General features: G+C 53.1%; 9 protein-coding genes and 1 pseudogene. 7 read left to right on the top strand and 3 right to left on the bottom strand.

Going from position 1 to position 15,231, the window contains the following annotated elements:
- Positions 1–41: 41 nt before the first annotated feature.
- The 5 genes from NDI52_RS09790 (at position 42) to NDI52_RS09810 (ending at position 8,668) form a co-directional block, all read left to right on the top strand.
- Positions 42–2,924, top strand: a complete 2,883-nt coding sequence (locus NDI52_RS09790; protein WP_190773213.1) for a substrate-binding domain-containing protein — start codon at positions 42–44, stop codon at positions 2,922–2,924.
- A 36-nt stretch (positions 2,925–2,960) separates the two neighbouring features.
- Positions 2,961–4,547, top strand: coding sequence for a glucose-6-phosphate isomerase (locus NDI52_RS09795; RefSeq protein ID WP_190773214.1), 1,587 nt, complete (start codon positions 2,961–2,963; stop codon positions 4,545–4,547).
- A gap of 365 nt (positions 4,548–4,912) precedes the next feature.
- A complete protein-coding gene (locus NDI52_RS09800; RefSeq protein ID WP_190773215.1) occupies positions 4,913–7,417 on the top strand; it encodes a glycogen/starch/alpha-glucan phosphorylase in 2,505 nt (834 codons plus the stop codon).
- 204 nt (positions 7,418–7,621) lie between these two features.
- Positions 7,622–8,320: a 2,3-bisphosphoglycerate-dependent phosphoglycerate mutase gene (locus tag NDI52_RS09805; RefSeq protein ID WP_190773216.1), complete on the top strand. Its 699-nt coding sequence runs from the start codon at positions 7,622–7,624 to the stop codon at positions 8,318–8,320.
- A gap of 162 nt (positions 8,321–8,482) precedes the next feature.
- The gene (locus NDI52_RS09810; RefSeq protein ID WP_190773217.1) at positions 8,483–8,668 is read left to right on the top strand and encodes a hypothetical protein; all 186 of its coding nucleotides are present in this window, start codon (positions 8,483–8,485) and stop codon (positions 8,666–8,668) included.
- Positions 8,669–8,807: 139 nt separating this feature from the next.
- On the opposite strand, the gene NDI52_RS09815 is transcribed toward NDI52_RS09810, so the two are convergent.
- Positions 8,808–9,341, bottom strand: a complete 534-nt coding sequence (locus NDI52_RS09815; RefSeq protein ID WP_190773218.1) for a pentapeptide repeat-containing protein — start codon at positions 9,339–9,341, stop codon at positions 8,808–8,810.
- Between the two features lie 421 nt (positions 9,342–9,762).
- On the opposite strand from NDI52_RS09815, the pseudogene NDI52_RS09820 reads away from it, so the two are divergent.
- Positions 9,763–9,870 (top strand): annotated as a pseudogene (locus NDI52_RS09820) (helix-turn-helix domain-containing protein); the annotation flags it as partial.
- Positions 9,871–10,758: 888 nt separating this feature from the next.
- On the top strand, positions 10,759–11,973 hold the full coding sequence (locus NDI52_RS09825) for a pre-peptidase C-terminal domain-containing protein (RefSeq protein ID WP_190773219.1): 1,215 nt from the start codon (positions 10,759–10,761) through the stop codon (positions 11,971–11,973).
- Between the two features lie 82 nt (positions 11,974–12,055).
- Here NDI52_RS09825 and NDI52_RS09830 read toward each other — a convergent pair whose 3' ends face one another.
- Together NDI52_RS09830 and NDI52_RS09835 are read right to left on the bottom strand one after the other, a co-directional pair.
- Entirely contained in the window at positions 12,056–12,562 is a 507-nt protein-coding gene (locus tag NDI52_RS09830; RefSeq protein WP_190773238.1) for a BON domain-containing protein, read from the bottom strand.
- A gap of 163 nt (positions 12,563–12,725) precedes the next feature.
- A complete protein-coding gene (locus NDI52_RS09835; RefSeq protein WP_348256391.1) occupies positions 12,726–14,999 on the bottom strand; it encodes a hypothetical protein in 2,274 nt (757 codons plus the stop codon).
- Positions 15,000–15,231 lie beyond the last annotated feature (232 nt).

A 15,231-nucleotide genomic window follows, 5' to 3' on the forward strand; every position in this document is an offset into this window, starting at 1 on the left:
GTTTGAGAAGGCGTTAGTCTTACCTGGGCACCCCTCGCGCTATGAAATCTCGTTCACTGATTGGTGTGTTTCCCCTGTTGATGACGTTGGCGATCGCCCCTGAACCGATGGGGTTTGCGCTGCAACGGGAATTCACCATTGCCCATGCCACCCGCAGTACCCCTGCTCCTGCACCCTTTCCGCCCCCCCAGGAGGTTCCCGAGGGGACAATCCTGGAAGTTGACGGCTCCCGCAGCCTGATTTTGCTGAACGAAACCTTGCGACGGCAGTTTGAAGAAGCATTTCCTGGCACAACTTTGAGGATGGCCGCTGACGGAACCCCGGATGCCCTGAATCGATTGCAGCAGGGAGGCGTAGATCTGGTGGCGATTGGACGGCCTCTGTCTTCGCAAGAAAAGGCCGAGGGATTGGCGGAAGTGCCCCTACGGCGAGAAAAGATTGCTCTGATTGTGAGTAAAGACAATCCGTTTCAGGGGCAGATTAGCTTTGATCAATTCGCCCGTATTGTTTGGGGTGAAATTACGAACTGGGAGCAACTGGGTGGCTCCGATCGCCCTGTACGCTTTATCGATCGCCCGGAAACTAGCGATACCCGTCAATCTCTCCGCTATTACGATATTTTCGCGGGCAAGGTGAGAACTGGGAAAACGGCGGTTCCGGTTGATGGGGATGAAACGGCCGGGGTGATCGAGGCCTTGGGGAAAGATGGCATCGGGTACGCCCTTTATAGCCAGGTGAAGGACAACCCGGATGTCCGAATTGTGAAGATGCATGGGGTTTCTGCCGATAGTTCCCTCTACCCCTATTCGCAGTCTCAGGGATATGTGTATCGCAAAGAGAATGTGAGCGAGGGGGCTCAGGCGTTTTTGGGATGGGCCACCTCAGATCCTGGGAAGGCAGCGGTGACAGCGGCACGGAATGTGACCTGGAGTCAGCTTCCGGCTGAGGTACTGGCGGCGAATGCGGCCCAGTCTTCGGGTGGCCCCAGAACCGCTGGCACAACAACGGCTAATTCTCCTCAGGGCACCGGCAGCGAGCCTGCCGTTACTGGTGCAGCCTCTTCCTCAGACCGCCCCGCCGAACCGTCTGGGGCTTTCACTACCACCGCCCCTAGAGGAGCGACCACAACCGAGCCTACAGCTCCCTCCTCCAACACTGAGGGGCCGGATGCGGCTTTCCCCTGGTGGATTTTCCTGATTCCGCTGTTGCTGGCCGGTGTGTTGTTGTTACTGCGCCGTCGCCATGAAGCCAGTGCACCGCCACCTCGCTCGCGGGCGATCGCCTCTCCACCTCCACCCGAAGCTTTGCCGGGCGCAACGGAGCCTGCTGTTAGCTTTGCTCCCAAGTCTGAGCCGCAGCCCTTGCCAGAAGTCAATCCATCAGCAGGAAATACCTTAAATACAGCAGAGCCACCTCTCCACAATAATGGGGCCGCTTTGCCAGGGGCGGCGATCGCCGGGCTGGCGGGAACGGCTATTCCCCGAAAGGCTCCCAAACCAGTTACTCCCTCCCCTCGGCGTTCCAACCCTGTCATTCCAGATCCCTGGGAAACGCCTTCATCGGTTGCCGCTGATGCTTCAGCCCCTGTGGCGGAGTCATCGGCTGCTGAGACGGGGCCTCCCGTTGAGGCAGGAGACGCAACGGCGGATCCGGCAGAGTCTGTGCGTGAGCAACCCGCAGCAGTTGTTCCAGATTCGGTCGATGCTGATCCCGCAGTGGAAGGCCCTCCGGTGGAGGCTGCACCATCTGAATTCATGGATGATGCCGCCGTTTTAACGGGAGCAGGAGCGATCGCTGCAGCCGTCATTGCAACTTCCCTTGCCTCTCAAGCGGGTACCCCTCGAACCCCTGGGGAGGGATCTGGTGCTCCCCTGTCAGAACCCAGCGAGGAGGCCGGAGGAGAGGAGCCGGAGGTGGTTCCTGCTGAAGTAGTACCTTCTATAGAAGCTTCGACTGAGAGCCCTTTGCCTGCTCCTGAGGCTGAAGTTGTGACAGCCGTGGCTGATGTGGCTGGCTACGAGGAAAACCACCTTCCTGTCGATGGGGATGCACTTGATGCCGCTGAACCCGTTCCAGAACCGTTGGATGATGCAGCCGATTTGACAGAAACCGCTGCCCTGGCTGGAGCGGCGATCGCCGCAAATGCGACAGAACCGACACCCGAAACGATGGTAGAGTTGCCATCGGAAGAGGAGGCGATCGCCCATCCCTCCCATGAAGAATTACCGCTCGTTCCGGCTGATGAGTCTGGTAATCCTATGGAGGAGCAGGATGCAAACCCAGCGCTTGCAACGGGTGCTACTGCGGCTGCATTAGCGGGGCTGGCAATTGCGGCTCAGTCCTCCGATGAAACTGAGACGGAGCCCTCTCACTCGGTTGAAGTGGCAGCAGAACGGCAGCGGGATGAGGACAGCTCGACGGAGGCCGATTTCATTCCCATGGATGAGGCACCCGAACCGCTAGAGCATGAGGATAGACTGCATCTGGTTCCGCTAGAAGCGGATGCTTCTGGTATACCAGAGCCCGCGACCGAATACCTCACCGTTGATAACCGGGCCCACTCCTTTGTGCTGGATCCTTTGCGGATGCAGCAGATGCAAGAGGTGGCCGTTCGGTACCCATTAGACTCTGGCCATTACAAAATCTTCATTGAAAGCGGAAACTTTCATTATCAGGCCGCTTCAGGTCATCCAGGTGAACCCTGGGTACTGCTATGGATTTATGGTGGAAGATTTATCAACCAGAAAACCCGTGTGCCAGTGTCGGCTACGTGGTCTACTTTGAATGGTTATCACGACAGCCTGACCCTGGAAGTGTTAGAGCCGACTACGCTCGCTGCGTTGTTCATCGACACTTATAAGGGAGACAACGAAGGAGAACTGACCCTGTCTATTGAGCAGCTCTCCCCTCCAGAAACCCCCTGAACAGCCGTCAGGCTCGCATACATGATGAGGTGACTTATGGACCCAACCCAACTGTGGCAACGTTACCAGGACTGGCTCTACTATCATTCCGGCCTGGGCATATACCTGGACATCAGCCGGATGCGGTTTGATGCCTCCCTGGTCGAGTCCCTCACGCCTAAATTTGAGAAAGCCTTCGCAGATATGGAGGCACTAGAGGCAGGGGCGATCGCCAACCCCGACGAAGAGCGTATGGTTGGTCACTACTGGCTGCGGGATTCTGACCGCGCCCCCTCTCCTGAGCTAAAGCAGGCGATTGAAGACGGCCTTATTCAAATCGAGGAATTTGCCCGCAAAGTTCACAGCGGCGAGATCAAGCCCCCCGAAGCCGATCGCTTCACCGATTTGCTCTCGGTGGGTATTGGTGGCTCGGCTCTGGGCCCTGAGTTCGTTGCGGAAGCCCTGGCTCCCCTGAACGCTCCCATGCGGGTTCACTTTATCGATAACACCGACCCCGCCGGGATCGATCGGGTCATGACCCTGTTAAAGGATCAGCTCAAGAGCACCCTGGTACTCGTAACCACCAAATCTGGCGGCACCCCCGAGACGCGGAACGGCATGTTGGAGGTCAAGAACGTCTTTGACCAGGCCGGGCTTAACTTCCCAGCCCATGCGATCGCCGTCACCATGCAGGGCAGCACGATGGACAAGTTCGCCAGCGATCAGCGCTGGTTGGCGGAGTTTCCCATGTTTGATTGGGTAGGCGGTCGCACCTCCGAAATGTCTGCTGTGGGTCTGCTTCCCGCCGTCCTCCAGGGTATCGACATCCGCACCATGCTGGCCGGGGCCGCCGAGATGGACGAAGCCACCCGCGCCAAAGACCTGAAGCAAAACCCTGCCGCTCTGCTGGCTTTGGCCTGGTATGCCTCCGGCAATGGCAAAGGGGAAAAGGACATGGTGATTCTGCCCTACAAAGACAGCTTGTTGCTCTTCAGCCGCTATCTCCAGCAGTTGATCATGGAATCCCTGGGCAAAGAGCTGGATCTGGACGGTAACAAGGTCTACCAGGGCATCGCCGTCTATGGCAACAAAGGCTCCACCGACCAACACGCCTACGTGCAGCAACTCCGGGAAGGCGTTCCTAACTTCTTCGCCACCTTCATCGAAGTGCTCGAAGACCGCGACGGCCCCTCCATCGAAGTGGAGACCGGAGCCACCTCCGGCGATTTCCTCTCTGGCTTCTATCAGGGCACGCGTCAAGCCCTCTACGAGAATGGCCGGGGCTCCGTCACCATCACCATTCCCACCGTCAACCCCCGCATCGTGGGCGCATTGATCGCTCTATACGAACGGGCCGTGGGCTTCTACGCTTCCCTGGTCAACATCAACGCCTACCACCAACCCGGTGTAGAAGCCGGCAAGAAAGCCGCTGCCTCTATCCTCGACTTACAGCGCAAAGTCGTAGACGTTGTGAAAGCGACTGGGCAACCCCTCGATCTGGCTACCCTGGCTGAGAAAGTGGGCGCAGGCGATCGCATCGAATCCATCTACCTGATTCTGCGACACCTGGAGGCTAACAAGCGCGGCGTGGTATTAGAGGGCGATCGCGCCAAACCCGCTACCCTAACCGTTAGTGCCGGTTAGCCGCACAGCCTACCTGCATCACCCAAACCTGATCCAAACCCCACCGATGCGAAGCGGCCTGACATCCTCATGCAAAACCCCTTATGCCCAAGGGGGTCTGGGGAAGGGGCAGCCCGTCCCCCAGTCGGGGGGTTTGGGGGCGACGTGCCTTCAATTCAAGCCTCCGCCAAAAACACTTTTCTCCAACCACCTCAACTTCCAGGGTTTACATAAACCCACTCTCACTGGAGTATTTGTGTTGTGGGGTGAGCAAAGCCTACCCCACAACACAAATGCGTAAGTTCTAATTCCCCTTTCGGATCGCAAAACAATCGAATTCGCTTTGGCTGACGGCCTTGCCCACGTCCATTCCAGAGGAACCCCCGATGACCGCATCCATCAACCCCTCCACCCTCACCACCGCTGGCATCCAAGACGATCGCACCGGCCTCCACACGGAAACCCTCAAACGCGCCTTTCTAGACAATCTTTACTACATCCAGGGCAAACTCTCCTCCGACGCCACCCCCATCGATCACTACTTGGCCCTCGCCTATACTGTGCGCGATCGCCTCATTCAACGCTGGCTCAGCACTGGCCAAACCATGTGCCGCTCCACTACCAAAATTGTTGGCTACCTCTCCGCTGAATTCCTCGTCGGCCCCCACCTCGCCAACAACCTGATCAACCTCGATATCTACGATCCCGTCAAGCAGGCGATCGAAGAACTGGGGCTAAGCCTGAAAGAAATCATCAACACCGAAGAAGAACCCGGCCTCGGCAACGGCGGATTGGGACGCCTCGCCGCCTGCTATATGGACTCCCTCTCCACCCTCCAAGTCCCCGCCATTGGCTATGGCATTCGCTACGAATTCGGCATCTTCGACCAGGAAATTAAGGACGGTTGGCAGGTCGAAATCACCGACAAGTGGTTGAAATACGGCAACCCCTGGGAGATCGCCCGCCCCCAGGAAGCCATTGAAGTTAAATTAGGCGGCTATACCGAAAGCTACACTGACGAGCAGCAACGCTACCGGGTGCGCTGGGTTCCAAAACTCACCGTCGCGGGCATTCCTTACGACACCCCCATTCTGGGCTACAAAGTCAACACCGCCAACACTCTGCGCCTCTGGAAAGCTGAATCTCCTGAAGCCTTTGACTTTAGAGCCTTTAACCAGGGAGATTACTGGGGAGCCGTTCACGCTAAAGTCATTTCAGAAAACATTACCAAGGTGCTGTACCCCAACGATGAGCAAATTCAGGGGAAACAACTGCGCCTGGAACAACAATTCTTCTTCGTCTCCTGCTCCCTGCAAGATGTAATCCGAAGGCATTTGAACTGTGGGCGCACCCTCGACACCCTGCCCGACAAATTTGCCTTGCAGATGAACGACACTCACCCGTCGATCGCCGTTGCCGAACTGATGCGGCTTCTGGTGGACGAGCACCTGATGAATTGGGACGCTGCCTGGGACATTACCACCCGTACCCTCGGCTTTACCAACCACACCCTGCTACCCGAAGCCCTGGAAAAGTGGCCCGTTGCCCTGTTTGGAGAAATGCTGCCCCGGCATCTGGAAATTATCTATGAAATTAACCGCCGCTTCCTGGATCAGGTGCGTATGAAGTATCCCGGCGACGTTGGGAAGGTCATGCACGTCTCCTTAATTGATGAAAGTGGCCCCCGTTACGTGCGTATGGCTAACCTCGCCTGTGTGGGCAGCCATGCTATCAACGGCGTTGCTGCCCTTCACTCGGAACTGCTCAAGAAAACGGTTCTGCACGACTTCTACGACCTGATGCCAGAGAAGTTTAGCAACAAAACCAATGGTGTCACCCCCCGTCGCTGGATTGCCGAGAGCAATCCCGGTCTGGCTCGTTTACTAACCCGTCAGATGGGGAGCGATCGCTGGCTCACCCATCTCAGCGACTTGCGCCAGATGGAGGGCTCTGCCGATGACCCTGGTTTTCGCAACGAATGGCGCGGAGTTAAACGTGACCTGAAGCAAAATCTGGCTGGCTACATTGCACAGCGTACTGGCATTGCCGTTAATCCTGACTCGATGTTCGACGTTCAGGTGAAACGCCTCCACGAGTACAAGCGGCAACACCTGAATGTGCTGCATATTATTACGCTCTATACCCGTCTCAAAGACAATCCCAATATGGAGATGACGCCGCGCACCTGTATTTTTGGTGGCAAAGCGGCTCCAGGTTATGCCATGGCAAAGCTGATCATCCGGCTTATTAATGCTGTTGGGGAAGTGGTGAATCGCGATCCGGATGTGGGCGATCGCCTCAAAGTCGTCTTCATTCCTGACTATAACGTCAGTTTAGGCCAACGTATTTATCCGGCTGCTGACCTCTCCGAACAAATCTCCCTGGCTGGTCTGGAGGCCTCTGGCACTGGCAACATGAAGTTCTCGATGAATGGCGCACTCACTATTGGCACTCTAGATGGAGCCAATGTAGAAATTCGCGAAGAAGTGGGCGAAGATAACTTCTTCTTGTTTGGCATGAAAATTGAGGAAGTCGCTGCTCTCCGGGCCCAGGGCTACCGTCCTCAGGACTATTACACCAGCAACCCTATACTGAAACGGGTTATTGATTTAATTGCCACTGGCCACTTCTCTCAGGGAGATAGCAGTCTGTTTCGTCCGCTAGTGGATAATTTACTCTCATCCGACCCTTATATGCTTTTGGCAGATTACCAGTCCTATATTGAGTGTCAGGATCGGGTTAGCGCCGCTTACTTGAATAACGACGACTGGACACGGATGTCAATCTTGAACACAACACGGATGGGTAAGTTTTCGAGCGATCGCTCCATCCAGGAATATTGTCATGACATCTGGAAAGCCTCTCCAGTCCCCGTCGAACTACACGACTGAACAAGTTCTACTCAACGTATCTACACGATAGCCCTCATAAACCAGATCCTTACCGACCGATGCGAAGCGCCACATTCACCTCCTACCGATAACCCCTTACGGAGGGTGCTGGGGACGCGTTTTGTCCTCAGTCAGGGGTTCTTGGGGCGCTTCGCCCCCAAGCAGAGCCTCCAAGACCCAACCCCAGAGCCAAAGGAACCCACCATGTCAACTCTCATCTTGACTCGTCATGGCCAAAGCTTGTGGAATGCCGCTAACAGATTCACTGGATGGGTTGATGTACCCCTGAGTGAACGTGGCCGTGCTGAAGCAACAATTGCCTCTACCAAGCTCCGGAACTATCGTGTCAACGTTTGTTTTACCAGTAAGTTGATAAGGGCGATCGAAACTGCGATCATCATCTTGACGGAATGTGATGACGTCTGTGGTGGCAAAATTCCTATTATCAAACATGAGGACGATGATTCTGATTGGCACGGCTGGGATAAATATGAAGGTGACCACCAACAAGAACTTCCCATCTATACCCATGCCTTTCTAGACGAGCGCTACTACGGCAAGCTACAAGGTAAAAACAAAGCTGAAACCGTTGCTATTTATGGTGCCGAACAGGTGCAACTCTGGCGTCGCTCCTATGATGAAGCTCCTCCCGGTGGCGAAAGCCTGGAAGATACCCAAGAACGGGTTGTTCCCTGTTTTAAGAGCCGCATTATGCCTCACCTGATGCAAGGCGATAATGTTTTAATTTCGGCTCATGGTAATTCCTTGCGAGCCATCATTATGCATCTAGATCAACTGACTCCAGAAGAAGTTGTTCAGCTTGAGCTCGGTACAGGAATTCCAATTGTTTATGAATTTAATCCTGACGGCTCTATTCAGGGCAAACAAATTTTGGTTGCCTAAAACATCCTCCTGCATAAATGGCAGCGCTGTGAAGCCAAATGCTGGATATTAACCTTGGGATATATGAAGTCGTTTGTCCTGTGATAGAACCTTAACAAATTTGAATCGCACACTATGGAGACAAGTTCTGCTTAAGCAAGGGAAAGCTAGGTGTGATTTGTAATGAAACGCCCAGAAGGATTTGAAACAAGATACATCGCCTTATTTACTGCCGATAGCAACGATGTTCGTGAACGGTTAAATAGCCTGAATCAGAAGCTTCAATCAGTTGTCGAAACGATTCCCCCTTCATGGCTTGAATCTTTCTCGATGCAGGCAATCGAGCCAAGCCAACAGACGATTGAGTAGCTATCATCTTGCACCTTTTTGGAGCCAAAACCCGGAAGGGCGATTTTTCTGTTTCTTCGCGACAGAAAAATCGCCCTTCCGGGTTTTGGCTCTAGAGCTGAGGATACGTGGAGACACGAAAAACTAATACTTCCAACAGTTATGGAGATCCCTCATCCAAAATTGTGCCCTCCGTATTAGCCTTCTCCAGGTTAGTACCGCTCAGATTTGCCTGGTTCAGTTCTGCTGCTTGTAGGTTGGCTTGGGAAAGATCGGCAATGGATAGGTTGGCGCCACTCAAGTCAGCGTGTTCTAGATTAGCTGCACGTAGATCGGCCTGGCTCAAATCGGCTTCATTCAGACTGGCTTCGGTTATATCAGCTAGAGCCATTTCGGAATGGCTCAGGTTGGTATTGTCCAATACGGCACCATGCAAAATAGCTCCATCTAAAATGGCGTCCTGTAAGTCTGCGCCCCGCAAATTGGCGTTGGTTAGATCAGCACCATTGAGGTCAGCATGGTGTAAACGAGCATTGCTGAGGTTGGCGTAACTCAAGTTGGCTCCATTCAAATCCGCCTCATCCAAGATGATGCCACTTAAATTGGCTCCTACTAAGCTGGCTTCGCTCAGGTTAATACCACTAAAGTCTCTTCTGCCTTTGGAATATTCATCCAGAATTTCTATGAGTTCCATGAATGAGTTTCCTTAATCTCTGTGCGTATAGCTCTATAGCAAAAACCTCTGGGCGTCTGTCCTTGTTTCGACTCCAGAGGTTTATGCATTTCGTACTCCTCACACCTCTTCATCATCCACCGAATTTCTTCCAAAAACCATATTCCTTGTGGCAGATCATAAACTGGTCGAGGCTTATCTCTCTCCCGCTTAAGGCTCATAAATAGGAAGTAACCACAGTAATCCTAAGTAATTTTTGAAAAGAAGGGTAAGCACAGCACTATTCCGATTTAATCTTTGCTTGGGCTGAGAGCACGAAGCACCTGCAGCTTGGATGCTTCAGCTTTGCAACTCATACAGGAATGCTGTCAAGCTCTACTATTGTTTATCTTCCAAAACTCAGGGGAGTGTTTTTTATTCCGCTATAGACAAAATAATTCTCTTCAAGTGGTGGACGGCAAGTTGGTTAAGTAAGTATTTGGCGGATGAGCTTGAGATTGGCGATCGCCACATTAACAGCCTTCCTAGGAAGACGGGGCTTTCGACGCGCCCAGGTTATGAGTAGGATACTATAACTTTCAGCGTTACCCATTACGTCCAATCGCGTGATTGTTGGCGATCCTGCAATGGGACAGCGATCGCTGTCCCATACTGCCGTTATTGCGGATTGGAGGGGTTATGTATGACTGTTACAACTGATAGTTTTACTTAAAGATGCCGAAGAGGCCGATAGTATCCCCTCGCAATTTTTTGAGTTAGTCACAGCGCACTGTCTTGCGCTGTTTGATAACAAGTAAGGTTAAATACCGATGATAAAAGTGGTACGACGATTTGCATCGCGCCACTTTTATCATCGGTATTTAATCCGGCATGCTATGAGGTGTTGATTGTGTCGATCTTGCTCCAAGTATTCGGTTTGGAGACGGCCTTAAGGTTTTGCTACAGGGTGTGCGTTTACTTGCAGTAAGCTAACCTACTTGTCAGTTTATATACATCGTCATTTGAATTGACTCAGTGTAGGAGTTGGTATGTGGCACCTGGCGCCATATACTAACTCCTACACTGAGTCAGTTTAGATACCAATATAGATAGAAATTAACGTTTAGATTGGCTCCATAAGAAGGTAAATAATGCAATTGTATAGTTTTGTATATATTTGCGTTCTAGATAGTTTTGTCTTTGAAGTATGTCCTATGAAACTGACATGAACTGATAACCGTTCTTGCACTTCATGCACGTCTAATTTTGTCGCTGTTTTAGTTGATTACTGGTGCTTAGTTGTAATTGAATCTAGCTGCTCTAATCGGCTCTATTACTGGCTTGCATCTAAAGGTAAACCTTAAATAGAGACTCAAGGATTCGTGCTGTCTGAATTTCTTTAGGTTACGTTTTCTCGGTTTTAAAGCTACTGAAAACTGTTTCTTCAGGGATGAAATCTATGACAGAACCTAATGACACCCTTCTTGAATCAAGTGCCGCTGAACTGACTTTGGAGACCCCCTTTGTCTCTATTACTGAAACTATTGGGGACAATGCCAATGCTGATCTTGATGTTGATATCTTTCAGGTTACTTTGAATGCAGGAGATCGGTTAACGATTGATATTGATACCTTTGGTTATCCAGAAGATCTAACCGATTCTGTTTTAAGGCTGTTTGATGAGAATGGAGTCGAAGTGGCATTCAGCGATGATGGCGCGGCTCCTGATGAGCTTTGGTCATATGATTCATTCATTAACTTTGTTGCCACTACATCAGGTACCTACTACATTGGCGTGAGTGGCTATGGCAATAGTTGGTATGACCCCGTTACTGGAGCAAGTGGTACAAGCGGTGCCACGGGTAATTACACCCTTGATATGACTCTCTCAGTCGATGCACCCATCATTGGTACGCCCGAAGCTGATAGCCTGACTGGAACAGAGTTTGATGACACAATTTCGGGTTTGGCTGGTGCTGACCTCATTGCCGCTCTCGGTGGCGGTGATGAGGTAAATGCGGGTGAAGGTAACGATGTAGTAAGTGGTGGGCTAGGAAACGATTCGATTGACGGTGGGCAAGGGAATGACCAACTCCTGGGAGAGAGCGGGGATGACACGATCTCCGGGGGAAGTGGTGCCGACCTGATCATCGGTGACGAAGACGAAAACTACGATTTTGGTTATGACCAATTATTTGGTGGAGGTGGTAGTGACACAATCTTTGGTGGAGACGCTGATGATTGGCTTACTGGCGGTGAAGGAGATGACCAGCTTGATGGAGGGTATGCCTCTGACTATCTCGAAGGGGGAAATGGAAATGACCTTCTACGGGGATGGGGGGGATATTACGAAATCGATTATTTAACCGGGGGGAACGGAAGAGATACGTTCATACTGGGAGACGAAGAAAGCGCTTTCTATGATGATGGAGATCCTTCCTCGACGGGCGATCTTGACTATGCTCTCATTACAGATTTCAACGTTTTGAGGGACACAATTCAACTACATGGCTCAGCCGATTCTTATACTCTGGATTACTTTGTTGATTACTCGGGAATCCAAAGCGCGGCTCTTGTTCTGGATGGGGCTAGCGGTAGAGCTGAAACGATCGCCATCCTCCAAAACGTTGTAGGTGCTCTTGATCTGACCAGCTCAGCGTTTCAGTACGTTTAGATATTCGTGATCATCTCTTGAACAAAAGAGAGCATTGGGCTAATCCCAATGCTCTCTTTTAAGCCAATGCGCTGTTTTCTGATTAACCGACTGGAACGGTTGGATCTGCTGGTTTTTCGCTGTTACTACCGTCAGGTTGAGCAGGAGCTACGGTGGCATTGACCGTTACATCCTTTACTCCCTTAATCTCTCGGGCCAGTGGATCAATGCGGTCGAACTGGGGCAGTGTCGGAACCGTTCCTGAAATCGTCACAATTCCATCCTGCGAGTCTACCGTTAACTGGCTGGCCGGCAAATTGGCTTCCAGTTTACTGCGAACCTCGCTCTCAAGATCTGCATCGGCCCGCTCGGTATCGCCGCCTGTGGCATTGTTCCGCTGCTCTCGGGCACGGATGTCAGACTCCAACTGCCGACGGCGGAGATCGCTCATGCCATCCCCTTCAATTTTCTGCGCTTCATTTGTTTCAGGTGGCTGACCAAGCTGGGAGGTTTGGTCAGGAGCATCCGGGGCTGTTTGAGCTGTGTTGCTACAGGCGACACCACCCAGTAGCAGGGTGCTACTTAATAACAACATCGGTAATGCTTTCATGGTGACTCCTTGAATGAATACGGATTGTTCAAATAACGCGATGGGCAACATTGCCGATCTTTCTGGGAGTAGCCTTTCCTGCCTGGCTCCAAGGCGGTAGCCTCATGCGTTGCCCATCGCGTTAATGAGAGTTGGGCTGAGCGGCTGCCCGAACACCGTTCTCCTATCCCTGCCGAGGATCCTGTCGGTTGTCCACAATGATCACCTCAGGATCTGTGTTGGGTCGGATGTTTTTCTGCTGTGTGCGATCGCGCCGTTCCGTAACGCTTCGTTCATCACGAATGCCCAACCGATCGCTTTCTCGGGCGGGAGGGCGCTCGACTACAGTACCGTCCCGGCGAACACCAGGGGTTGTTGCTCCATGGGTTTGCACTTTTGTAGCCTCAAAGCTTTCCCATTCGTGAATGTGGTGCCGCTTCAGAATCGGTTCTGCACGACGAATATCCGCCTCGTTACCATCGATGATGATCAGATCATCACCGCGATGAAATCGCTCATTGTAAATGCGAGCTCGATGTTCAGGAATACCCAGGCCAACCAGAGCCCCAACAATTCCCCCAGCGGCAGCACCAATTGCGCTGCCTGCCAGGGCAGTGACGATCGCCGTTGCGACAGCGCCCCCCTTAACAACCGGCCCGATGCCTGGAATGGCAAGGGCTCCCAGGCCCACTAGAAAACCTCCTAAGCCACCTACAGCAGCGCCCGTCGTGGCACCAGCCTTGGCACCTTCATCGGCTTTGTTGCCTGCGTGCTGGTTGATATCTACCCCGGCCACACTAGAGCCTCGGCCTGTATCCCGGGCCAGGATAGAAACCTGATCCATGGAGAAGCCGGAATTTTTCAGTTCAGAGAGGGCTGCTTCTGTATGTTGCCGTTTCGTAAATAGGCCAATAGCCCGGTAATGTTGGGACGGGCGAGCCGCAGCAGGCGACGGGTTCGCCGTAGAAGGTGGGGGTGGAACGGGTGCTGAGGATGACATAGCCGTTACGGGCGGCGGTGGAACGGGTGCTGAGGATGACATGGCCGTTACGGGCGGCGGCGGAACGGGTGCTGAGGATGATACAGGCGTAACTGGCGACGGTGGGACGGGCGAGGATGACACGGGTGCCGCAGGAGGTGGCGGGACAGGGGAGGATGACCTAACTGTTGGGGACGGCACAGGTGTCGAAGATGATGCCATCGCCGCGGGAGGTGGCGGAGGAGCAGGCTTACTAGCCGGTGGTAAGGGGCTAGTACCTGCCACACTGACAGGCGGCTGATCGACGACCGTATCTGGCTTGGATGGCCCTGTAGCCGGATGCTCAACGGTTGAGTCAAAAACATCCCAGGAGGTCATGCCACAGGTTGCCAGAATGGCGGCTGCACGGTGAATTTCTTCTTCAGTACCGCTGACAGCAACCAGATAATCTCCTCGATCTAATCGCTCATCATAGACGTGAGTGCGATTGCCTGGAATGTTGTAACGGGCTGCTTCTAAGCGATCGCGCAGATCCAACCCAGAAAATGCGTCTCGGTGCTCGATGCGTCGTGCAATCAAGGAAACACCGCTAAGGGGGAAGTTGGCATGACGCAGCCGAGTGATGGCCTCTTCTGCATTGTGGCGATTGGCGTAGCTGGCGATCGCGCGCTGCCTCACGCCAGTTCCTGAAGCCTCTGGCACTGGCACTGGCACTGGCACTGGTGCCCCAGTAACAACAGGTTGGTGAACCCCAGGGTGGCTATGGCGAGAACGCCGATAGAAGGGCTCCTCCAATGACCGGATTGGGAGAGACTCGTCATGAACATGAACGTCATGGGGGCCTGGTGTCTCATGCACAACCACAGAAGACCCAGCCATAGGATGATGGTTGGCGTGGTGATGGCGGGAGTGACGGTAGTATGGTTCCTCCAGAGTACGGGTTCCGGTATCGGGCGCGTCGTATACGTTGTAAGCATCAATCCTGCGATGGTGCAGAGCCTGCTCGACGCGGGCGATTTCGTCATCGGAACCATCTACGACCAGCAGGTATTCTCCCCGCATAATGCGATCGTGGTAGTGCCGCGCATCCCGTTCAGGAATACCTAAACCAATCAGAGCACCCAAGAGCCCGCCAGCAACGGCCCCAATTCCAGTGCCTGCGAGAGTGGTGGCGACAGCGGTTGCTATTGCCCCAGCCAACATGATCGGCCCTACCCCTGGAATGGCTAACGTGCCCAGGCCTACCAGTAACCCCGTTAGAGTTCCGAGTAGACCTCCGGTTATAGCGCCCGATATGGCTCCTTCATCCGATTTGTTGCCGACGTGGCTTGTATGGGCTCTCTCCTCCCGGGGCTGTGGACCTCGGGCAACGATAGAAACCCGCTCCATGGGAAAACCGGAAGCTCGCAGGTCGCTCAGAGCCTCCTCGGCCGCACGCTGGTTCGGAAATGCTCCAATCGCACGCCGATGTCTACCCATACCCGAATCAGAATGACCAAATACCATGTTTTCCACCTCTGCAATAACTACAAATTCATCTGGTGCTAAAAAATTAATGATTAACTTCTAAAATTGCTGTTCTGATGGGTTCGTGGGTCCAATCCATCGAGACGGGATAATGCTTGTTCAGCTTTTATGCGTTGTTTATAGCTATATGGAGTCTCCCCCTGCCGGTTTTCATTCCTGTAACCGATGTATGCAACCTGAGAGC

This window comes from Leptolyngbya sp. PL-A3, assembly GCF_039962325.1.
Taxonomy (GTDB): domain Bacteria; phylum Cyanobacteriota; class Cyanobacteriia; order Elainellales; family Elainellaceae; genus Vacuolonema.

Coding starts and splice junctions, on each gene's coding strand:
- NDI52_RS09790 (WP_190773213.1), top strand. CDS start 42: ATGAAATCTCGTTCACTGATTGGTGTGTTTCCCCTGTTGATGACGTTG.
- NDI52_RS09815 (WP_190773218.1), bottom strand. CDS start 9,341: ATGGAACTCATAGAAATTCTGGATGAATATTCCAAAGGCAGAAGAGAC.
- NDI52_RS09830 (WP_190773238.1), bottom strand. CDS start 12,562: ATGAAAGCATTACCGATGTTGTTATTAAGTAGCACCCTGCTACTGGGT.
- NDI52_RS09805 (WP_190773216.1), top strand. CDS start 7,622: ATGTCAACTCTCATCTTGACTCGTCATGGCCAAAGCTTGTGGAATGCC.
- NDI52_RS09825 (WP_190773219.1), top strand. CDS start 10,759: ATGACAGAACCTAATGACACCCTTCTTGAATCAAGTGCCGCTGAACTG.
- NDI52_RS09795 (WP_190773214.1), top strand. CDS start 2,961: ATGGACCCAACCCAACTGTGGCAACGTTACCAGGACTGGCTCTACTAT.
- NDI52_RS09800 (WP_190773215.1), top strand. CDS start 4,913: ATGACCGCATCCATCAACCCCTCCACCCTCACCACCGCTGGCATCCAA.
- NDI52_RS09835 (WP_348256391.1), bottom strand. CDS start 14,999: ATGGGTAGACATCGGCGTGCGATTGGAGCATTTCCGAACCAGCGTGCG.
- NDI52_RS09810 (WP_190773217.1), top strand. CDS start 8,483: ATGAAACGCCCAGAAGGATTTGAAACAAGATACATCGCCTTATTTACT.